Origin of the sequence: Klebsiella sp. GL120222-02 (assembly GCF_003097195.1) — a bacterium.
GTDB classification, from domain to species: Bacteria; Pseudomonadota; Gammaproteobacteria; order Enterobacterales; family Enterobacteriaceae; genus Klebsiella; species Klebsiella variicola.
On the sequence record NZ_QEQO01000009.1, the window covers coordinates 223,579 to 244,431 of the forward strand.

23 protein-coding genes and 2 pseudogenes are annotated in these 20,853 nt (G+C 57.0%); 8 read left to right on the forward strand and 17 right to left on the reverse strand.

Translation table 11 applies throughout. The annotated features are described in order from the left end of the window. Positions 1 to 3: 3 nt before the first annotated feature. Positions 4 to 337, forward strand: a pseudogene (locus tag N438_RS28925) (hypothetical protein); the annotation flags it as partial. A 192-nt stretch (positions 338 to 529) separates the two neighbouring features. On the opposite strand, the gene tssD reads toward N438_RS28925, so the two are convergent. The 3 genes from tssD to N438_RS23570 are packed head-to-tail and all read right to left on the reverse strand — an operon-like array spanning position 530 to position 2,035. After that, entirely contained in the window at positions 530 to 1,009 is a 480-nt protein-coding gene (gene tssD / locus N438_RS23560; RefSeq protein ID WP_004192264.1) for a type VI secretion system tube protein TssD, read from the reverse strand. Between the two features lie 2 nt (positions 1,010 to 1,011). Further along, a complete protein-coding gene (locus N438_RS23565) occupies positions 1,012 to 1,359 on the reverse strand; it encodes a hypothetical protein (protein WP_004186808.1) in 348 nt (115 codons plus the stop codon). Between the two features lies 1 nt (position 1,360). Beyond that, positions 1,361 to 2,035 (reverse strand): hypothetical protein, encoded by a 675-nt coding sequence (locus tag N438_RS23570; RefSeq protein WP_116696548.1) that lies wholly within the window; start codon positions 2,033 to 2,035, stop codon positions 1,361 to 1,363. Between the two features lie 450 nt (positions 2,036 to 2,485). On the opposite strand from N438_RS23570, the gene N438_RS23580 reads away from it, so the two are divergent. The 3 genes and pseudogenes from N438_RS23580 to N438_RS28635 form a co-directional block, all read left to right on the forward strand. Continuing rightward, entirely contained in the window at positions 2,486 to 2,863 is a 378-nt protein-coding gene (locus N438_RS23580) for a DUF2778 domain-containing protein (RefSeq protein WP_116696549.1), read from the forward strand. Next, positions 2,838 to 3,104 (forward strand): hypothetical protein, encoded by a 267-nt coding sequence (locus N438_RS28930; RefSeq protein ID WP_016946727.1) that lies wholly within the window; start codon positions 2,838 to 2,840, stop codon positions 3,102 to 3,104. Before N438_RS23580 ends, N438_RS28930 begins: the two co-directional genes overlap by 26 nt. A 1-nt stretch (position 3,105) precedes the next feature. Continuing rightward, a pseudogene (locus N438_RS28635) lies at positions 3,106 to 3,198 on the forward strand (type VI secretion system tube protein Hcp); the annotation flags it as partial. A 22-nt stretch (positions 3,199 to 3,220) separates the two neighbouring features. Here N438_RS28635 and N438_RS23590 read toward each other — a convergent pair. Then, positions 3,221 to 4,090 (reverse strand): phosphorothioated DNA-binding restriction endonuclease, encoded by an 870-nt coding sequence (locus N438_RS23590; RefSeq protein WP_046881892.1) that lies wholly within the window; start codon positions 4,088 to 4,090, stop codon positions 3,221 to 3,223. A 179-nt stretch (positions 4,091 to 4,269) separates the two neighbouring features. Here N438_RS23590 and N438_RS23595 point away from each other — a divergent pair, with 179 nt between their 5' ends. After that, the gene (locus tag N438_RS23595) at positions 4,270 to 4,908 is read left to right on the forward strand and encodes an HNH endonuclease (protein WP_002887060.1); all 639 of its coding nucleotides are present in this window, start codon (positions 4,270 to 4,272) and stop codon (positions 4,906 to 4,908) included. A gap of 82 nt (positions 4,909 to 4,990) precedes the next feature. On the opposite strand, the gene N438_RS23600 is transcribed toward N438_RS23595, so the two are convergent. Continuing rightward, positions 4,991 to 6,670: a glycoside hydrolase family 43 protein gene (locus N438_RS23600; protein WP_004192247.1), complete on the reverse strand. Its 1,680-nt coding sequence runs from the start codon at positions 6,668 to 6,670 to the stop codon at positions 4,991 to 4,993. Positions 6,671 to 6,728: 58 nt separating this feature from the next. Continuing rightward, positions 6,729 to 8,168 carry an MFS transporter gene (locus tag N438_RS23605; protein WP_074193553.1) on the reverse strand — a complete coding sequence of 480 codons (1,440 nt, stop codon included), beginning with the start codon at positions 8,166 to 8,168 and terminating at the stop codon, positions 6,729 to 6,731. A gap of 426 nt (positions 8,169 to 8,594) precedes the next feature. Between N438_RS23605 and xylA the strand changes: the two genes are divergently transcribed. Together xylA and N438_RS23615 are read left to right on the forward strand one after the other, a co-directional pair. After that, complete coding sequence (gene xylA / locus N438_RS23610) at positions 8,595 to 9,914, forward strand: xylose isomerase (protein WP_116696550.1); 1,320 nt, start codon at positions 8,595 to 8,597, stop codon at positions 9,912 to 9,914. Positions 9,915 to 10,183: 269 nt separating this feature from the next. Next, entirely contained in the window at positions 10,184 to 11,566 is a 1,383-nt protein-coding gene (locus N438_RS23615; protein ID WP_116696551.1) for a carbohydrate porin, read from the forward strand. 455 nt (positions 11,567 to 12,021) lie between these two features. Here the strand turns inward: N438_RS23615 and N438_RS23625 are convergent, their stop codons facing one another. From N438_RS23625 to N438_RS23675, 10 genes are all read right to left on the reverse strand, one after another. Next, positions 12,022 to 12,981 carry a DUF523 and DUF1722 domain-containing protein gene (locus N438_RS23625; protein WP_004178436.1) on the reverse strand — a complete coding sequence of 320 codons (960 nt, stop codon included), beginning with the start codon at positions 12,979 to 12,981 and terminating at the stop codon, positions 12,022 to 12,024. Continuing rightward, complete coding sequence (locus N438_RS23630) at positions 12,978 to 13,529, reverse strand: DUF3833 domain-containing protein (protein WP_116696552.1); 552 nt, start codon at positions 13,527 to 13,529, stop codon at positions 12,978 to 12,980. The genes N438_RS23625 and N438_RS23630 overlap by 4 nt, the downstream gene beginning before the upstream one ends. After that, positions 13,526 to 14,050: a hypothetical protein gene (locus tag N438_RS23635; protein ID WP_012543011.1), complete on the reverse strand. Its 525-nt coding sequence runs from the start codon at positions 14,048 to 14,050 to the stop codon at positions 13,526 to 13,528. Before N438_RS23635 ends, N438_RS23630 begins: the two co-directional genes overlap by 4 nt. Continuing rightward, a complete protein-coding gene (locus tag N438_RS23640) occupies positions 14,047 to 14,532 on the reverse strand; it encodes a DUF2878 domain-containing protein (protein ID WP_032734100.1) in 486 nt (161 codons plus the stop codon). Before N438_RS23640 ends, N438_RS23635 begins: the two co-directional genes overlap by 4 nt. Continuing rightward, positions 14,529 to 15,749, reverse strand: coding sequence for a cyclopropane-fatty-acyl-phospholipid synthase family protein (locus N438_RS23645; protein WP_016160201.1), 1,221 nt, complete (start codon positions 15,747 to 15,749; stop codon positions 14,529 to 14,531). Before N438_RS23645 ends, N438_RS23640 begins: the two co-directional genes overlap by 4 nt. After that, positions 15,746 to 16,468 carry a DUF1365 domain-containing protein gene (locus N438_RS23650; protein ID WP_016160202.1) on the reverse strand — a complete coding sequence of 241 codons (723 nt, stop codon included), beginning with the start codon at positions 16,466 to 16,468 and terminating at the stop codon, positions 15,746 to 15,748. Before N438_RS23650 ends, N438_RS23645 begins: the two co-directional genes overlap by 4 nt. 1 nt (position 16,469) lies before the next feature. Then, on the reverse strand, positions 16,470 to 17,729 hold the full coding sequence (locus N438_RS23655; RefSeq protein WP_032740360.1) for an FAD-dependent oxidoreductase: 1,260 nt from the start codon (positions 17,727 to 17,729) through the stop codon (positions 16,470 to 16,472). Continuing rightward, entirely contained in the window at positions 17,726 to 18,445 is a 720-nt protein-coding gene (locus N438_RS23660) for an SDR family NAD(P)-dependent oxidoreductase (RefSeq protein WP_032736750.1), read from the reverse strand. Before N438_RS23660 ends, N438_RS23655 begins: the two co-directional genes overlap by 4 nt. After that, a complete protein-coding gene (locus tag N438_RS23665; protein ID WP_023323565.1) occupies positions 18,442 to 18,876 on the reverse strand; it encodes a nuclear transport factor 2 family protein in 435 nt (144 codons plus the stop codon). Before N438_RS23665 ends, N438_RS23660 begins: the two co-directional genes overlap by 4 nt. Before the next feature lie 227 nt (positions 18,877 to 19,103). Further along, positions 19,104 to 19,832: a MerR family transcriptional regulator gene (locus N438_RS23675; RefSeq protein WP_008807075.1), complete on the reverse strand. Its 729-nt coding sequence runs from the start codon at positions 19,830 to 19,832 to the stop codon at positions 19,104 to 19,106. A gap of 116 nt (positions 19,833 to 19,948) precedes the next feature. Between N438_RS23675 and N438_RS23680 the strand changes: the two genes are divergently transcribed. Further along, positions 19,949 to 20,482: a lipocalin family protein gene (locus N438_RS23680; protein WP_002887259.1), complete on the forward strand. Its 534-nt coding sequence runs from the start codon at positions 19,949 to 19,951 to the stop codon at positions 20,480 to 20,482. 9 nt (positions 20,483 to 20,491) lie between these two features. On the opposite strand, the gene N438_RS23685 is transcribed toward N438_RS23680, so the two are convergent. Beyond that, positions 20,492 to 20,839, reverse strand: coding sequence for a DUF1294 domain-containing protein (locus N438_RS23685; protein WP_008807073.1), 348 nt, complete (start codon positions 20,837 to 20,839; stop codon positions 20,492 to 20,494). Between the last annotated feature and the right edge of the window lie 14 nt (positions 20,840 to 20,853).

The window sequence follows — 20,853 nt, forward strand, 5'->3', positions numbered from 1 at the left end:
AGTGGTATCGACATTACTGTCGTAACGGATAAAAGCTTTAATACCAAAGACGTCAGTTATGAAAAGCGCAAAGCAAAACAGCAGCGCCTTAATGATGCAGTGGAAAAACTAAATGCGCTGGGCATTGTGACTATGTTGGTCAAACGTGTTCACAGTAAAATCGTGATTGGTGATGAAGGGCTGCTGTGCATAGGATCGTTCAACTGGTTTAGCGCTACGCGTGATGAGAAGTACAAACGATACGATACGATACGATACGTCGATGGTATACCGTGGCGAAAGCTTACAAGCGGAAATTAAAACGATTTATTCCAGCCTGGAACAGCGGAAGTTATAGGGGGCTTAAAGCAATGCAGGTATCGAATGGGCTGAATTAATTTAGCGCTACTCAAGGAGGTATAGCTTCAAGATGCTATGCCTCCAAACCATGCGGTTGCATTTGGATGGCTTGTTTGGCGAGGGTGGTTTAAATCATCAGTTAAACTTAGAAAAGGCCACTTTTTTGAATGGCCTTTAGTCTAAGGGGAATTTATGCCGTTGCCCTGTGGTTCCAGGAATCTTTGTAAATGATATTCCCATCGCAATGTTTCCAGGTGATGGCCTCATACCTTAACTGAATCGTCTCGCTGTGCGTACCTGTACCAGAATCAGGAAATAAGTTGGGGGTAATTCCGGTTACTTTTACATTCTCTAATATAATATTAAAATATTCGCTTTCAACACCTGCATCAAGGATCTGATACATCTTTATGGTTGCCGACTTTAATGTTTGATTCTCACTCAGCGCTTTGTATAAAAGGGGCGTTGTTTTATCAAAATCTTTCTGTACCGTAATAGGCGTATGTACTCTGGTTCCTGTTAATCTCCCGGTGTTTCCATCCACAGGAATGGATAGGTGGTGCGTTACCGCTTTTAATTCAATAGCGCCAATACGCCCTGTAACGAGAGAACTACCCGTTATAGGGGAGCCGTTTGTATCGGTTAGCCAAAGATATGCTGGATTTGACATGATTATTCCTTATCTCTATTTATAAATGAAGGTAAACAAAACATTATAATGACCCATAAAAACAGACCAATAACCTTAACCGGCCACGGGTCAAGTAAGGCTATGCAAACAATAGCGCCAATAATTAATAGTGGGCCTGATAGTAAATTAAAAATACCGCTTAACACACCTATCTTTGTTCCCAGTAATCTATTCAATGCAATGGCGATGATATAAGCGCTGCCGATTATAATCGTCACTGAGATTATTTTATTCTGCCAGTTATTAAACTCAGTCAGGCAAATAAAGCATGTGGTAATAATATAGGTGCAGAGAACTATATCGACGAGTGGCGTGATGATTTTTTTCATATCACCCAGCCTTAGCATTCGTATTTAAATGATCTTCCACTCTTTTCATAATCTTATCGAACACGGAGTTGTCCTCAGTGTATCCTGCATGGATGGCATCCACAAAAGGTTGTACCGCATCGGCAAATAAGAAATAAAGCAGATCATAATCGCGGGGTATTAATAACGAGTATACCTCGGGCGCTTCATTCCTGAGTTTATCAGAGGTCCTGATGGAACGCTCTGCCATTCCACCAAACAAGAGGATAGTACTTAAAAAGGCTATTGGATTCCCTTTCCCCTTAAATACTACATAAGTAAATGACGTTTTTTCTATAACGGCTTTAGCGATGTTCGATGCGATAATATTCGTAGAGATTCTACCCACGATAGAGGTAACTACACTTCTGTATATTCTATCTTGTTCTGATTCGGATAGATATTTATTAAATAACTGAAGGATTAATTTAACTGCATTAACGATATTTTCATAGTTAAGGATGTCATGTCTTATCGCGGTCATCATACGGATTCTTTCTGTTTCACGTTCATATCTTGTATCCGTATCAAAGATACCGTAAATCAGATAACCATAATCTAAAGGAACAGATAATCCGCCATTGATAAGTCCTGTAACTGTATCAGGAGAAATAATGATGTCATATATCTTCCGAGCTATCCCTTCTATGTCTGCCATATAGCTATCCTATGTTTGAATAAACGACTGAAAATTTACATCACTTTTTCAAGAGACAATCGATGATAATTTATAAGAGAATAAATAAATTGATAAATGTTACTATAATCTAATTGTTACAGATTGTATTGTAAAATGGTTTTGAATCATTGGTTTCAATAAGGTGTAAAACATCATTGTATATCAGTTTTTGGTAAATTATTATAATGAATTATCTTGATGTGAGAAGTATTAATTCAATAAATTATAAAGCGCGTATAAATATTAGATTAGTGATTGGATACGCATAAACTTGGATGTTAAAATTATCAGTTTATATATATTTTCTCTGACTTGTTCATGGCAGAAACAGGTTATGACTCATGAACAGGCGGTTTATGTGAACACATCGACAGCATCATGTTGTGCCGTCGATATCCTTCACGAGCAAACATTGACGGATTCACCAGAGTGATATCCGCTTCCGGCGTGAGAGCGGGGGCTATAGCCAAGTGTTTGAAAATAAATAAAAGCAGGGCTAACACCAATCGTTTCATTACGTCCTGCCGCGAACTACGGCGGGGGAAAAGCGATTGGTTTGCATTATGGAGTGACGACCGCGGAATTGACGATGAGACGTGGGTAGAGGGTGTGAAACGTGGTAACTTCCGTTTGCATCCGGGTACGGTTTCCGAGGGTTGTATTACTATCACCCATAATTCTGATTTTGCCATGATCCGAAATGCGCTTATGAATACATCGTTAGTACAGGTTCCCTGCATGCGTTCCCTGATGGCTCGCGGTTGGGTGGAGGTTGTTGCCAGTGGCTCTAATAACGTTTGCTCGTAAAATCAGTAAGATTATTTATTTTATATTGCTGTTTTTGGTTCTGGGACGTGCACTTCCAAGGCCGGAAATCTATCTCGATTATGATATCGCAAGGGATATTTGCCACTTCTTGTTCGGGAGTGTGAACGCCGATACGATGTATGACACTTTCTTTTATATATCGCTGATAATAGTAATATTCCTTTCAGCTGTACTCTACATTATTACATTGCAGTTAATTTCAACGATAAGGAGCAAATGAGATGCCAATTCCTCCGTATATGTGTCTTAAAGACGATGGTGGCGCAGACACGAAAAGATCTGTTGATGTTCAGGAGCGAGAAGGTAGCATCGAAACCCGCTTATCACCATCCCCCCTCATCCCCTGAACACCTCCCGCCGGTGCCACGCCACAAACCCTTCCTGCGGATAGCATTCTTTCCCCTGCGGCAAGGTAATCGGCTTACCATCAAAATCCCAGAACAGCCTGCCAACAATGCCCCCGCCGTTCACCGCTGGCGAAACCTGGATGCGCATATCCTCATCCAGACCAATGGATCCTTTATCAAAGGCCTTATGGTGAATCGCGCAGAGCGCCAGGCCGTTAGGGATTTCGCAGGGGCCGCCGTGCTGCTTCCATTTGATATGGGCCGCTTCCAGAGCGACGGAGGTATTATCATGGCGCATATTGAAGCCGCAGATCGCGCACTCATAGTTATAGGCGCGCAGCACCTGCTGGCGAAAATGCGGGTCGCGCTCTTTACGGATCTGCTGCAGATCAAACCCCATCTCTTCTGCCAGTTCTTCCTGAATACTCTCCGGAAAGTGCGCCTCGAGGATCTGATGGGCGAGGGTATTGATCAGCTTCTTATTTCTGTTGAGTAGCGCAAAATGCGGCTCATCAAAGCCGCCGGCGACGTGGCAGAGCTCCAGCTCTTTGCCGGGCGGCTGTCGGCTGCCCTGGGTTGAGCACTGTTCGCTGTTGTGCAGCTCCCAGAAGCCGTCGCCTTTCAGGCGCCAGAAGGGCATGTCCGGCCGGTACTGGCGGCGCTGCGGGCCAAAGCGTTCCAGCAGGCTATGCAGCTCATCGCGTATCTCCGAGGCGTAGTCGAACATCCGCGCATGGCCGCGCTGGTACTGCGAGAGGACGTACAGCAGCAGCAGTGGCTTATGTGGCGCACGCTGTTCGCCTTTGCGCCAGATGGTGATGTTCTCGATCGCGTGTTGCAGGGTCGTGCTGGAGGGCATAGCGTGATATTGGCAGCTAAATAAATGCGATGATGCTCGCAAAATCCTTGCCGATCAACCCACCAGATGCGGCGGTTCTACGTGGATCGCGATTTAACTATCACTGCTAGTTATTTGTTCGAAAAGCCCATAGCTTTCTATTTATACTCAAGCTTCGCGCCATCAGATAGCTATGTCTTATGAAAAAACTACCGGACCATTTATCCAGGGAATGCATCATCGCCGCCATTCGCGCTTACGATGCAGGCGTTGCGCATCAGTTTAAAAGCGCGCGTCTGTATGAGATCGAGTTTGAGGGGCGTCGGTATCCTTCAAAAGCCATCGTCGGGTTAGCGGCCACGCTTGCGACAGGCACGGAATTTACCCCGGCGGATTTCAGCGGAGGGATTAAATCCAAATGCGTGCGTCTGTTACTGGATCAAGGATTTACGATCGCGTCGCAGGGCGCTGGCGATGACGAGGTTGCGCTTTTCCCCGATGAGGGACAGACGACTATGGAGTTCGTGGAAGGGGCGGCGATGCAGGTGGTGGTCAATCGCTATGAGCGCGACCGTCAGGCTCGTCAGGCGGCGCTTCGCCTGCATGGCTGCCGGTGTCAGGTATGCGGTCTGGATATGGCCAGCCGCTATGGCGAAATCGGCCAGGGTTTTATCCATATCCACCATCTCATTCCGCTGGCCGGGATCAAGCAGGACTACCGTCTGAACCCTGAAACCGATCTGATCCCGGTATGTCCCAATTGCCATGCAATGCTGCACCGGCGAGATCCGCCGTTTACTCCCGAAGAGCTGAAGGCCCGGCTGCGCCCCGCAGACTGACATCCGACAGCGCTCGATTTACGTTCATCAAACACCCCACAAAACCCACGCTACCTTACCGGTAGCGGGGGCTCACACTCTCTTACTTATCCCGCGTCTCGCCAGCCTCCCAGCTATAGCTCCCATCGGCCGCTAACCTATCGCCCAGCTCCTGATACTCGAACTGATAAAACTCAGCCTGGGTGCCGTACCCGGCGTAGTCTACCGCCGCCAGGCCGACGAACGCCCCGGTAAAGAACCCGCCGTAGCTCTGCAACACATAGTCATCGGACAGTACCGCGGCATCCAACTGGACCGGGATCTCGGTGAAGGTCACGCCATCGAAGCTGTATTCATAGCTGTAGGTCTGCTTGCGGACTTTGGTCCGGAACCAGACGTATTCCACGCCGTCCGGCACCTTGATGGCATTATCTTTCAGGTACGACGTGTATTTTCCGCGGTTATTTTCGCCAACTTCGATGACCTTGCCGTTAATTTCATTCCAGGTCAGGAAGACAAAGCTCCAGTGGCGGTCGTTATAGTAATTCGTTAACCCGGCCATCTGCTGGTAGCTGAAGGGCTCGAATTTCACTTTCACTGCGGCGTCAAAATAGAAAGCCTGCCAGCGGCGGGCAATCAGCGACAGGTCATGCGTATTGGCTAACGAACCCTGGCCGATTAAGGTTAATTTGCCATCGCCGGTGGTGCCCATTTTGGCCGTAAACGGCACCCGGAGGGTATTCCAGTTCGGGTCGAGCGCTGGCGAGGTAAAGTCATCCTGCTGGCTGTTATCGCTGGCGCTTTCGGTGAAGATGGCGTCTTTCGGCCCTTCGACGAAGGTTTTCCCGCCGTGACCGCCTTCAATACGCGGCCAGCCCTCATCGTCCCAGTACACTTTCTGGATCGAGGTTTCCCGGCCGAGGGTTGACCAGCCGCGCGGGTCGTAGATGGATTCCCCCGGGCGATTCCACGGCCGGGCGCAGAGCGAAGCGTAATACCATTCGCCTTCCGGAGTGGAGACCAGCGCGCCATGGCCCTGTTTCTGGATGTAGCTGTCCGGGGTATCGACGTTGGTTAAGAACACGTCGCCCGGCTCGGTTTCGAAGCTGTCGGCCTCGAGGGTTTTCGACCGCGCCACCACCTCCTGGTGGGTAAACACGGTGCCGCCCTGGGCGGCAAACAGATAGTAGTAGCCGTTCAGTTTATAGAGGTGCGGCCCCTCGACCAGCGCCACGGCGGTGCCGCGGTAGATGGTGCGCGCGGTTTCCGGCATTAACTTCAGCGTTTTGGTATCCAGCTCCGTTAAGGTAATGCCATCGAAGGGGTGATGATACTCCCGGTGATCCCAGGTTTGCTGGACGATATATTTCCGGCCATCGTCGTCATGGAACAGCGAGGCGTCAAACCCGACGCCGTTCAGCTTGATCGGGTCGCTCCACGGGCCCCGAATATCCTTCGCGGTAGTCAGGTAGTTGGTCATGTCTTTAAAGGCGCCTTCGGTGACCTTCACATCGGTATACACCAACCAGAATTGCCCATCGGCCCAGGAGAGCGCCGGCGCCCAAATGCCGCCGGAGGAGGGGTTGCCCTTCATGTCCAGCAGGGTGGTGGTGGAGAGCGGCGAAGGCAGCAGGTTCCAGTTTTTCAGGTCTTTCGACTCATGTAAACGCACGCCCGGGAACCACTCAAACGTCGAGTTGGCAATATAGTACGTATCCTCGACGCGAATAATACTGGGGTCGGCATTAAAGCCGCGTAATATCGGGTTTTGAATAAGTGACATTTCATTACACCTTTTAAAATGGAAAGTGACGAATCGGTCTGATTTATAATTTTTTTAACTACACGCGGATCTCATCCAGCTGACGGTTAATGTCGGTAACATGTTTATCGGAGATCGGATAAACCTGGATAATCACCATCGAAATAGCGGCCAGCGCGATCGGGATCCACACCGCGGTCATAATGATCCCGTCGATGGCGCTGGCGCTCTGCACGGCGCCGCTTTCATTAAATCCATACACCGCCAGCAGCCACAGCGGGATCGCGCCGCCGATGGTGAAGCCGATCTTGAAGAAGAGTCCCATAATGGCATTGATAATGGCGGCATTGCGTTTGCCAGATTTTAATTCGCCATACGCGATGACTTCCGGTACCAGCGCCCACATAAAGCCGGTGGCGGAGGTTAAGCCCCACTGTTTAATAAAGGTGGCGATATAGGCCAGCCACAGGGCGTCGTGCATCCCTTCGCGGGACCAGACGTAGGTCAGCAGTTCGCCGACGATGAACATGGCGAGGAACAGATGGAAGAAGCCTTTTTTACCAAAGATTTTTTTCAGTTTCGGCCAGAACACCGGGAAGGCGATGCCTGGAATAGACGCAACGAGACCCACGGCGCCCATCCATTCGGAATGGCCGACGACGAACTGGTTGAAGAAGCCGTTAACGGTGTTCATGAAGAACATGAAGGTAAAGGCCAGCATAAAGAACATGCCGAGAATAACCAGCGGGCGGTTATGTCTGAGTTCGTGGAAAAGGTCGGTGGTTTTGACGTTGGCGGTCTGCTCGGCGGTCGCGACAACGCGTTCTTTGGTGAATTTATAACAGATAAACAGAGCCACCGCGCCGATGATCATATAGATGGCGTATACGCCAAACCAGGCGTAGTTCGCCGACGGATCGGTATAGTTGCCCAGATTCAGCTCAAGGCCAAAAAAGCCGGTGTCTTTCAGGCTGCGATCTTTCGGCGCCGCCATCTGCACGAACATCGGGAACAGGGTATAGACCAGCAGGTTGGCGCTGTTGGCCAGCATCATGCGGGTACTGGTCAGTTTATCGATCGATTCCGGGTCGCGGGTCAGCGACGCATTCAGCGAGCCATAGGGAATATTGACTAAGGAATAAACTAAGTCCAGCGCCAGATAAATAATAAAGGCGAAAGCCACCGAACCTTTCACTCCAGGGATCGGCGCGAACAGTAATGCCGACAGGATCACCAGCGGAACGCCGGCTCGTAACAGCCACGGACGATATTTCCCTGCTTTCGAGGTTCGTTTATCCACGTAGGTTCCGACCATCGGATCCCAAAACACATTAATGATACGGACAAAAAGAAAAATAAAGCCTGCCGTTGCTGTGCTGATGGTATTTACCGTCAGCATATGCAAAGCCAGAAAACCCCCAATTGTGCCGAAAACCAGGTTTTGCGCAAAGTCGCCCATGCCATAACCAATTCGTTCTCCACGGGTTAATTTATGATATTCATCATGCCGACTGTGCATTATGTTTTTACTCATTCTAAGCAGACTCCGGTTTGTTTTGTGTAGGTGAAACACTTTCTGACACAGTTGACCTGGAAGAATCTATTACGTTTTTAAATTACGTAATTATGTTTTTTTACTTCTGTGATCCTCGAAGCAAAGGCCTGTATCGCCTGCGTTGAACCGTTATCCGCCGCTAATTTTCTGGCAGGCAGGCATTGTGACAAAACCGGCATTTTAATTTGGTATGGATACCTGAATTCCCCAGGAAGTGTACGCTATACGCGCGCGAAGCGAGATATTTAAAATAGTTTTATTTGCGAGATGGCTCACATTTGAGCATTTTCTCAATCGCTGAGTGAAATAACGTAATTGAGCAACCGACGATGAGAATACACGATGTGTCACAGTTGTTAATTTTCCTGTTTCTCAATTTCGGAGTTCATCATGCAAACCTATTTCGACCAGGTTGATCGCGTTCGCTTTGCCGGACCCAAAACCGATAATCTGCTGGCGTTTCGCCACTATAATCCGGATGAAATCGTGCTGGGAAAACGCATGGCAGACCATCTGCGTTTTGCCGCCTGTTATTGGCATAACTTCTGCTGGAATGGCGCGGATATGTTTGGCGCCGGCTCGTTTGAGCGTCCCTGGCAGGCCGCGGGCGATGCGCTGGAAATGGCCAAACGCAAAGCGGACGTGGCGTTTGAATTTTTCTACAAGCTCAACGTGCCGTATTACTGCTTCCACGATGTCGACGTCTCGCCAGAAGGCGCGTCGCTGAAAGAATATCTGCACAATTTCGCCCTCATGACCGAGGTGCTGGCGGAGAAACAGCAGCAAACCGGCGTGAAACTACTGTGGGGCACCGCCAACTGCTTTACCCACCCGCGTTACGGCGCCGGGGCGGCGACCAACCCCGATCCGGAGGTGTTTGCCTGGGCGGCCACGCAGGTGGTGACCGCCATGAACGCCACTCACCAGCTCGGCGGCGAAAACTATGTGCTGTGGGGCGGCCGCGAAGGTTACGAGTCGCTGCTTAATACCGACCTGCGCCAGGAGCGCGAGCAGATTGGCCGCTTCCTGCAGATGGTGGTGGAGCATAAGCATAAGATTGGCTTTGGCGGCACGCTGCTTATCGAGCCGAAACCGCAGGAGCCCACCAAGCATCAGTACGATTACGATGTCGCGACGGTGTATGGCTTCCTGAAGCAGTTTGGTCTTGAAAATGAGATCAAGGTGAACATTGAAGCCAACCACGCCACCCTGGCGGGGCACTCTTTCCACCATGAAATCGCCAGCGCCATCGCGCTGGGGATCTTTGGCTCCGTTGATGCCAACCGCGGCGATGCGCAGCTCGGCTGGGATACGGACCAGTTCCCGAACAGCGTGGAAGAAAATACCCTGGTGATGTACGAGATCCTCAAAGCCGGGGGATTCACCACCGGCGGCCTGAACTTTGACGCCAAAGTTCGTCGGCAGAGCATCGACAAATACGACATGTTCTATGGCCATATTGGCGCCATGGACGTAATGGCGCTGTCCCTCAAGCTGGCCGCGCGCATGATTGAGGATGGCAAGCTCGATCAGGGTCTGGCAAAACGCTATGCCGGCTGGAAGGGCGAGCTGGGGCAGAAAATTATGACCGGGCAGATGTCGCTGGATAATATTGCCCGATACGCTGAGCAGCATAATCTGAATCCGCAGCATCAGAGCGGGCGTCAGGAATTACTCGAAAATCTCGTCAATACCTATATCTTTGGTTAAATTTTGCTGACATGCCCCTGCGGGGGCATGTATTACGCCGTCTGCCTGCAGCCGAAAAATAGCGTTTATTGGTTCGTGCTGTGTTTTTTGTCAGTGGCGAAAGACCACCTGTTTAATATCAGCGAAGGAGGGAAAATAGCGATAATTGTGTAATGCCTCTGTGACCGTACAAAATAAAAAATAACTTGTTCTGATGATAGCGATATATTCTGTCAGCTCAGAATAGGCTGGTTATTGTCTGAATAAAATTAACCTATATTGAGAAACTCATGACAATGATAAAAAAGCTTCCATTAACCATGGCGGTTATCGCCGCGTTTTTTCCGCTTACCTCTGTAATGGCGCAAGAATTTACTCAGGAACAGATCGACGCCATCGTCGCCAAAGCCGTTGATAAAGCGCTGGCCGATCGCCAGGCGAAAATCGACGCCGCGGCCAACAAAAAGGTCGATGTGATCACCAACCCGCAGACCACCGCCGCCTCGCCGGATATGGCCATTCCGTTCGGCCTCAAGTTCAGCGGCTATGCCCGCTATGGCGCCCACTTCCAGACCGGCGACCAGAAATATGTCGGCGTCGACGGCTCCTATAACGGCGCCTCGGCGATCGGCCGTCTCGGCAACGAAAGCAACGGCGGCGAATTCCAGATCAGCAAAGCCTTCAAAAGCGCGCAGGGGGCTATCTGGGATCTCAACGTCATGTTCGACCACTGGAGCGACGAAGTTAACCTGAAGAAGGCCTACGTTGGCGTCACCAACGTCCTCGACTCCAACCCCAACGCCTATATCTGGGCCGGGCGCGACTTCCACCAGCGTCCGCAACAGGGGATCAACGACTACTTCTGGATGAACCACGACGGCCAGGGCGCCGGGGTGAAGAACTTTGATATCGGCGGCGTGCAGTTCGACGTGGCGACGGTCTCGCAGGTGAAATCCTGTAGCCCGGAAGTGATGGCCGATGAGACCAACCCGTCGCGTATCACCTGTACCGGCAGCTCCGACACCGGCGATAACGGCCACTACGCGCTGACCACCAAAACCCACAACATCAAGGCCGGGCCGTTCGACGTCGAGGTGTACGCCAACTACGGTTTTGACTCGAAGGCGGTGGACAGCGACGCGCGCCTCGAAGCCTGGCAGGGCGGCCTGGTGCTGAGCCACACCAACGACAGCGGGGTGAACAAGGTGATCCTGCGCTACTCCGACAACTCGGATAACAGCGTCTACAACAAAACCGACGACCTGACCACGGTCTACGCCAGCTTCGAGGGCAGCCATAAGTTCACCCAGCAGGCGCAGATCGAATACCTGCTGGCCTTCCACGACTACGACAACGGCAATGACAACACCGACAACCGTAAAAACTACGGCGCCATCGTGCGGCCAATGTACTTCTGGAACGACGTGCACTCCACCTGGCTGGAAGCGGGCTACCAGCGCGTGGATTACGACCAGGGCGGGGATAACCACGGCTGGAAGCTGACACTGTCGCAGAACATCGCCATCGGCATGGGGCCGGAGTTCCGTCCGATGCTGCGCTTCTACGTGACCGGTGGCCAGGTGGACAACGAGCATACCGCGAAGGTTAACGGCACCCAGGACCAGCAGCTGGATTCGCTGAACGTCGGCGGGATGTTTGAGGCGTGGTTCTGATGCGATAACGTTGTCGAAGGCGCGTTCCCGGCTGGCGCTACGCTTAGCCGGGCTACGACTGAGGAGGCCTGCGGGATCCCCCCGTAGGCCCGGCAAGCGCAGCGCCGCCGGGCGGCCAGGCACCGTACCCGCGGCAGTGCCGGATGGCGGCATAAATGCCTTATCCGGCCTACAGAAAACCTCCTTCCCCCCAGGACCGGCAAGCGCAGCGCCGCCGGGCGGTCAGGCGCCGTACCCGCGGTAGTGCCGGATGGCGGCATCAATGCCTTATCCGGCCTACAGGAAACCTCCTTCCCCCCGTAGGCCCGGCAAGCGCAGCGCCGCCGGGCGGTCAGGCACCGTACCCGCGGCAGTGCCGGATGGCGGCATAAATGCCTTATCCGGCCTACAGAAAACCTCCTTCCCCCGTAGGCCCGCGCAAGCGCAGCGCCGCCGGGCAGCTGGCCCAGGTTCCCTCAGTTCACCGTCAGGCGCAGGGCCAGATCCTGCGGGTAGGGGTCAAAATAGTTCTGCGCCTGCAGGTAGCGATCCGGATACTCGGCCAGATAGTGCTTAAGCAGCGTCAGCGGGGCGAGGATCGGCAGCAGCCCGGCGCGATAGTTGAGGATCACCTCCCGCAGCTCGCCGCGCTGGCGGCTGTTCAGCTGGTCGCGGAAATAACCCTGAATATGCATCAGCACGTTGGTGTGGTTTTTCCGCGAGGCGGGCTGCTTGAGGATCGCCATCAGCTTTTCGCGATAGACCTCGAAGAAAGCCTCCAGATCCTCCCATTCATGCAGCGAGGCGACGAACGGGCCGATCTCCCGGTAGCCCGCCTGGTGGTGAGCCAGCAGCTGCAGCTTGTAGCGGCTGTGAAAGGCCAGTAGGCCGTGGCGGGTCAGGCCGCGGGCGCGCAGGGCGTTGAGTTCATGCAGGGCGAAAACGCGCTCGACAAAATTCTCCCGCAGCAGCGGATCGTGCAGCCGGCCATCCTCTTCCACCGGCAGCCACGGGTAGCGCGCCATCAGGGCGCCGGTAAACAGCCCCACGCCTTCCTTACGTCCGCGATTGCCTTTTTCGTCATACAGCCGCACGCGCTCCATCCCGCAGCTCGGCGATTTGGCGCAGACGATAAAGCCCGACAGTTCGCCCAGGGTTGCCAGATGGGCGCTGGCGAAATCAGCCATCTTCTCCGTCACATCCTCGTGCGGGGCGTGGCTGAAGCGCATGCGGATCTCCCCGACCGGGGTCTGCACCAGGCGGAGCGCCGGGCGGGGAACGGGCAGGCCGATCGCCATCTCCGGGCAGACGGGTTTAAACGCCACCCACTGCGCGAGCTCATCCATCACAAAGCCCATACGCTTATGCCCGCCGTCGAATCGCACGGCTGAGCCGGTTAAACATCCGCTGATCCCAATGACAGGTTGCGTGTTCATGGCGCTGTCCTCTCTTCTGCTGTGGTTCGGGTAAAGAAAAGGGTCACGGTGGCGACCGTAATGCCGAATTTCTTCATCTCGGTTTTGTTAAACAAATGGCTGCCGTCCTGCAGGAACATCCAGTCGTCAAAGTGCAGCAGCCACCGGCTGCCGCTGGCCTCGACGCTCATGCTGTAGCGCCAGTGAAAGGCATTGCCTGCCGCCTGGCCGCTGGCCACCCCTTCGATATCGCCGGCGGTGCCCTGATAACGGTTATCGCCGGTGCGGCGAATGCGCCATACCCGCTGCTGCTTCTCGCCGTCGTCATAGACAAAGCGCTCATGGAGCGTCAGGGTGTCGCCGACGACGTCGCCATCGATCGCTACATGGAAGCGGCGCAGCTGCTTGCCGCTGCGATCCTGCACCATCCCCCACGCCTCGGTTCGGCCCTGAAAATAGTGAAAGATGTCGAGGGCGGGCTGCTGCTGCCGGTATTCGGTGACCTCGGTGCTGCAGCCGGCGAGAATCAGCATCAGCAGCGCCAGGCCAAGGGTCAGAATGCGTTTCATGGTGTACCTCCGATTAACTGCTGACGCAGTTCGGGATAAGTGGTGCGCGGATCGAGCCAGATGGCGAGAAAGCGGGTGCTGAACGCCGCCGACTGGCGCGGGCCGAGCGGGGTAAAGGCGGTCTGCGCGGCGCTGGCGCGGTACCAGAACTGCCCCTCGCCGCCGCTGACCACGAACGCCAGCTGGCTGCCCGGCGCGACGTCCGGCCAGATCCCCTGCAGCATGCGCAGCCAGGCTTCGCTGCGCGGCTCCTGCTGCAGAATGCCCTGCGCCTGCCACTGGTCGCGGGTGGCGTCCACCAGCGCGTCGCGATCGATGTCGCGCCGGTAGGTGATGATCAGCGCCCGATCCTGTTGCGGGCCGTCATACCGGCCATTGGGCGTGCGCAGCTGCGAGTGATAGACGGTGAACGGCCCCCAGGTGAGGGTCGCCTCGCCGACGCGACGCCACGTCAGCCAGTCGGCGGCGTGGGCCGCCGGGGCGAGGGTGGTCAGCCACAGCAGTAACAGGGCGAATCTCATTTTCGCCTCCCCATCCCCAGATGGAATAACAGCATGAGCACCAGCCAGCCGCAGGCCATGGCGGCCACGGCAAGCGCCATCGGCACCAGCAGGCTCATGGCGCCGAGGCGAGCGCCGATCAGGTAGGCCACCGGGCCGCCGACGGTCGCCACCGTGGCCAGCACCCAGCCGGGAAGCGTCGTGGCGCGGGTCAGTCGGGTCCAGACGACGGCGAACATCAGCCACAGGGCCACCATCCACAGGGGCAGCAGGCTGTCGCCGCGAAAATCGATCAGCCCCGCCAGCGCCCAGCAGGCGTCCAGGCCGCAGCCCGCCGCGGCCAACAGCAGGGCGGGCGGACGGCTGGCCGCCGGCAGCCGCAGCCAGGCGAAGAGGGCCAGCGTCAGCCAGATCAGCAGACCGCGCTCGCGCAACATCACCACCAGCGTCCAGTAAACATCGAACGCGAGGGCCATCAGCAGGTGCTGCGCCGGGCGTGTCATACCCGCTCCGCGGTGAGCTGCACCACGCTGATGGTGCGGGCGTTAAATCCGGCTTCGCAGTAGCCGAAGTAGTAGAGCCACATCCGGCGGAAGCGCTCATCAAAGCCGAGCTTTTCAATATCCTGCCAGGCGTGGGTAAAACGCTGCCGCCAGTGCGCCAGGGTGCGGGCGTAATCCGGGCCCATGTCGAACAGGTTGCGCACCACAAAATCGGTATGGCGGGTCATCAGCTCGCTCATTGCGGTGATGCTGGGCAAAAAGCCGCCGGGGAAGATGTAGCGCTGGATAAAATCGACGCTTTTGCTGTAGTCGCGGTAACGCTGATCCTGGATGGTGATCGCCTGCAGGGCCATTCTGCCGCCCGGGCGCAGGCGCGCCTGGCAGGTGCGGAAGAAGGCCGGGAGGTAGCGCTGGCCCACCGCCTCAATCATCTCCACCGACACCAGTTTGTCGTACTCGCCGCGCAGATCGCGGTAGTCGCAGAGCAGCACTTCGACGCGATCCTGCAGCCCGGCGCGGGCCATGCGCTCGGTAGCCCAGCGGTGCTGCTCCCGGGAAAGGGTGGTGGTGGTGACCCGGCAGCCGTAATGGCGGGCGGCGTACTCGGCCAGCGCCCCCCAGCCGGTGCCAATCTCCAGCAAATGATCGCCGGGAGTGAGCGCCAACTGATCGCACAGGCGCGCCATCTTAGCCCGCTGGGCCTGGGTCAGATCCTGCTGGTCATCGGTAAACAACGCGCTGGAGTAGAGCAGGTCGTCATCCAGAAAGTGGGCATAAAATTCGTTGCCGAGGTCATAATGGGCGGCGATATTCTCCCGCGCCTGGGCGCGGGTGTTGCGGCGGGTCCAGTGGTGCAGGCGGGCGACGGGCTTGCCCAGCAGACGAAAGCCGCGCTCCAGACGCCCCAGCACCTCGCCGTTGCGCGCGAGGATCTGCAGCAGCGCCGTCAGCTGGTGGCTCTCCCAGTCGCCGTCCATCCAGGCCTCGGCCGCCGCCAGGCTGCCGCCGGTCAGCAGACGCCAGTACACCTCCGGCGTGCAGACCCGCGCCTCGGCGCGCAGCGCGGCGGCGGGGTCGCCAAAATGAAACGTCTGCGCCCCTTCGCGCACGGTGAGCGAGCCTTCGCGGAGGCCGCTCAACAGACGAAAGAGCAGCCAGCGCGCGAGCCGCACGTTGCGCGGCACATCGGGTTCAAGCGCAAAGACGGGATCGGTCATGAGCGTTCACTCCTGCTGACAGGATGGTTGTACAGCGGCACGCGCTTCAGCCACAGCCGCAGCGCCTGCCAGTAGATGGCGAGGACGGTTTTCAGGGTCATCAGCGGCAGACGCAGCAGCAGCCCGCGCAGGTTGGCGCGGGTCAATGGCACGCGGCTCAGGGCCAGGGTGGCGTCGAACACCTTGCTGGCCTGATGGTTTTCAATATGCATGTGCAGCGTTTTGCCGGGCGCGTTGAAGCGCCAGTGATAGACCATGTCCATCGGGTTAAACGGCGAAACGTGAAAGGCTTTCTCCAGCGGGCGCGCCTGCTGGCCGTCCACCGCGTAGTAATGACGCTCATTCCACGGCGTGTTACGCACTTCGGCCAGCACCCAGCGCAGGGTGTCGGCCTCGTCATAGCAGTAGTAAAAGTTGACCGGATTAAAATGGAAGCCGAAGTAGCGCAGCTGGGTCAGGAGCATCACGCGTCCCGCCGGGCGGCAGCCGGTCAGGCTCTCCAGCCGGTTCAGCACCTGGGCCTTCAGCGGCGCGCCCAGCGGATAATCGGCGTCGTACCAGGCAGCGGCGGCCAGGCGGTTGCGGCGGATGCCCGCCTCAGGCAGCCTGTCCAGTTCGTCGAGGTCGAGCCAGGCCATAAACAGGCGGTAGACGAAGTGGTGCGCCTTCGGCTGCAGGCGACGGTGGCGCAGGACGCCCTGATAGAGGCAGCTGTTCATCTCAGTTGCCCTCCGCCGCGGCGATGCCCTGCACCACGTCGAGCGCGCTGCGCACCCCGTCCTCATGAAAGCCGTTGTACCAGTAGGCCCCGCAGTACCAGCTCCGCTGCTGGCCGTTAATCTCTTCGCGCCGCAGCTGGGCCGACCAGCTTTGCGGGTTAAACAGCGGATGCTCATAGACGAAGCGCTGCCAGACGTAGCGGTCATCCACCGGCGCGTCCGGGTTCAGGGTGACGCAGAACAGCGGCGCGTCCGCGGGCAGCCCCTGGAGAATATTCATGTTGTAGGTGACGCAGGCCCGGGCCCGATCCCCGTCGCTCAGGCGATAGTTCCAGCTGGCCCAGGCGCGCTGGCGCTCCGGCAGCCAGCGCGGATCGCTGTGCAGCACCACCTCGTTGCGCTGCCAGCCGATATCCCCGAGGACTTCGCGTTCGGAATCGGTGGGCGCCGCCAGCATCGCCAGGGCCTGCGCGGAGTGGCAGGCGAAGATCACCTGGTCAAAATGCGCCTCCCCGGACGCCAGCCGCAGGGTGACCCCCGTCGGGTGACGGTCCACCTGCTGTATCGGCGCGTTGAGCCGCAGATTCAGACGATCGCCGAGCCTGGCGAGCAGGGCGCGAACGTACTCCCGGGAACCGCCGGGCACCACGTACCACTGCGGGCGATCGCGAATATCCAGCAGGCCGTGGTGTTCAAAGAAGCGTAAAAACAGCGGCAGCGGGAAGCGACGCATCTCCTGCAGCGACGACGACCAGATGGCCGCCCCCATCGGCAGAATATAGTGGCGGGCGAAGAAGGGGCTGAAGCGGTGGCGGGCGAGGAAGCTCTCCAGCGTCGCCCCCGGATCCAGCGCCTCGGTCAGCGCCAGTTTCGCCAGCCGGTTAAAGCGGACGATCTCGCTCAGCAGCCCCCAGAAGGCCGGCTTCAGCAGATTGCGCCGCTGGGCGAAAAGCGAGGTCAGGCTGTGACCGTTGTACTCCAGGCCGCTGGTCGGGTTGTGAACCGAGAAGCTCATCTGCGTTTTTTGCCCGTCGATCCCCAGCTCGCTGAGCAGGCCCATAAAGCGCGGATAGGTGCGATCGTTGTAGACGATAAATCCGGTATCGATGGCCCAGGTGCCCTGCGGCGTGGCGACATCCACGGTGGCGGTGTGGCCGCCCGGCGTGGCGCCCGCTTCGAACAGCGTCACCTGATGGTGTCCGGCCAGCCGCCAGGCGCAGGTCAGCCCGGCGATGCCGCTACCGATGATGGCGATGTTCATGAGCGCACCATCCTGCGCAACAGCAGGCGCTGGATACCCGATGGCAGGCTGGCCAGCAGCCGCAGGGCCAGGCTGAAACCGGTGGGGAAGGCAATGTGGTTTTGGCCTTTCGCCAGGCCATGGCGGATCGCCGTCACCGCCCGATCCACGCTCACCCGGCCGGGCATGGCGAAGTCGTTTTTGCGCGTCAGCGGGGTGTCGACGAAGCCCGGAGAGACCACCGTGACGGCGACCCCTTTCGGCTCCCAGTCCAGACGCAGGCTGTTGGCAAACCAGGTCAGCGCCGCCTTGGAGGCGCCATAGGCTTCCGCGCGCGGGAAGGGTAGCCAGTGCGCCATCGAGCTGACCAGCACCACCCGATCGCCTGCCTCCAGCTGCGTCTGCAGCGCCGCCAGGCAGTTCACCGGCCCGAGAAAGTTGGTGGCCATCACTCGCTCCACGAGGGCGGCATCCACCTGCCCGTGGTCGAGGTATTCGCAGGTCCCGGCGCAGAGAATGATCAGGTCGGCAAAACAGCCCGTCAGCGCCTGGCGACAGGCGTCCCTGTCTGTCATATCGAACAGGCGCCCGCTGATGTTGGGGCTGAACTGCTGGAGCGCCGACAGGCGCGAAGCATCTCGCCCGCAGGCGATAACCAGATGGCCATCCGCCGCGAAGGATTTCGCCAGACCGGCGCCGATCCCGGAGCTGGCGCCGGTGATGAGTACCGTCATCATGAGCGCACCCTCCGCTTCACGCCGCGCACCGCCCAGCCCAGTAGAGGAAGATGCTCGTAGATCATCTCCCCGGCGTCGTAGTAGTCGCGCTGGTGAAGGATCTGCTCCCCGGCGATGTCCACCATGGAGCAACCCGGCAGGGCCAGGGTTTCTCCACCGGCAATGCGCGGATGCGACCAGTGCATGGTCCAGGTCACGGCGAACCGTTGGCCGTCGCAAAGCGGCGTGTCGATGGTGAACCGGCACTGCTCCACGTTGGCCAGCAGATGGGTAAAGTAGCGCTGGATGGCGAACAGCCCCTGATGCTGACCAAAAGGATCGCTCAGCGTCGCGTCCGGATGGTACAGCGCGGCCAGCGCCGCGGGCGGCTGCGCATCCAGCCCGGCGTAGTACTCAACGAAACGACGAATCACAGACGGCGAGGTGCTCATGGATCACATCCTGGCTAGATACGGTAGCGTAATGGCATACTTAAAACTTACACAAATAAAATTATTTGTCCAAGTTTGTAGAAAAATATATTTTATTTGTGTTAAAAATCATGTTGTTATGATTGGTGTTTTAAGGGGGGATCGTGAGTGGTGCGAAGGGCAAGCGTGCGCCCGCCGCGCCACCGGGCGCTGGCGGAACAGAGAGTGGGGTAAGTTAAAACAGGGGGTTAGAGCGGAATCACCTCGAGGGAGACGACCTGCTGCTGCCAGAGTTCGACCTGCCTCTGGCGGGCGGCGGAAAGTTTGCCGCTGGTAACCAGCAGCCAGTTGCGCTGGGGGAAAATCTCCGGCGCCAGGGCGGCGGGAGGCACCGGCAGAACGTCGATGCGATGGCCCTGGCCGGTACGTTTGAGCGCTTCAAGCCAGATTTCGCAGGCGTCGGTCAAGTGCCAGCCGGTGATCAGAAAGTTGTCCCCGGGCGCCTTCTTGTCGCCTTCGAGGCAAAACGAGGTATAGGCGATGATGATGCCGTCGAGAATTTCGCGCAGCGTCATGATGGCCGGCACGTTGGCGGAGACCTGGCTGCGCAGCGGACGCAGCACCTCGGTGACCAGCTCCTGGCGCGGATATTCGCGCCCGGCGTCGTAGATCAGCTGGCGCAGGGACTCGATTTTTCCCTCTTTCAGCCTCTGCAGCATGGTCTCCTGCAACGTCAGCCAGTTGTTGGTGCGCCGCGCGCCGGGGCGCGACAGCAGGGGCTTCACCTGGCTGACTGGTACCCCTTTTTTCACCCAGTCGAGGATCTTCAGCGCCTGCTGGACGTCGTCATCGCTGTACTGACGGTGACCACCATCGGTGCGCAGCGGCTTGAGCAGGCCATAGCGGCGCTGCCAGGCGCGAAGCGTGGTCGCATTTATCCCGCATAGTCGGGCAAATTCGCCGATGGAGTAAGGCATGGAGGCCACCTGTTAACAAAGAATATTCTCAATATACTACGAATCACGTCGGCTGGCGTGAAGTGTAGTGGCTTTGCACTACACTTTCCCCTACCGCGTAAATGAAAGGAGTTCTCATGAAGCTATGGCCTGTTGTCACTGGCGTTGCTATCGCGTTGACCCTGGTGGCCTGCAAATCGCCCACCCCGCCGAAGGGCGTTCAGCCGATTAGCGGGTTTGACGCCAGCCGTTACCTTGGAAAATGGTATGAAGTCGCCCGCCTGGAGAATCGCTTCGAGCGAGGCCTGGAGCAGGTGACCGCCACCTACGGCGCCCGCAGCGACGGGGGGATCAGCGTCGTCAATCGCGGTTATGACCCGGTCAAAAAACGCTGGAATGAGAGCGACGGAAAAGCCTACTTCACCGGCGCCCCCACCACCGCGGCGCTGAAGGTGTCGTTCTTCGGGCCATTCTACGGCGGCTATAACGTGATCCGCCTGGACGATGACTACCAGTACGCGCTGGTCAGCGGCCCCAACCGCGATTATCTGTGGATCTTGTCGCGCACCCCCACCATTCCGGCGGCGGTGAAGCAGGATTACCTGAATACCGCGCGCGAGCTGGGCTTTGACGTCGATCGCCTGGTGTGGATCCGCCAGACGCCGCGCTAGCCTCGCCCCTTAGCGGCTGAGCAGGTGGGTATAAACCACGTACAGCCCGGCCAGCGCCGCCACGTTCAGCGCCACGCTGACGAAAAACCACCGCCGGAAGGGCTGCTTTTGCGTTTTATGACGAAAGCACTGCTGGCCGAGGATGGCCCCCGGCCAGCCTCCCGCCAGGCCCAGCACCAGCAACGTGGTTTCCGGCACCCGTCGCCAGGCTTTGCGCGCCGCCAGCTTGTCGGCGCCATAGATAAGCCATGTCAGAAGGCTGCTCAGTAAAAACCACATCGCCAGCGGGTAGGGCAGCAGGGCGCTGCCCACGGCGGTGAGCAGCAGCAGGGAATAACACACCAGGTTCAGATTCATAGGGACGTTCACGC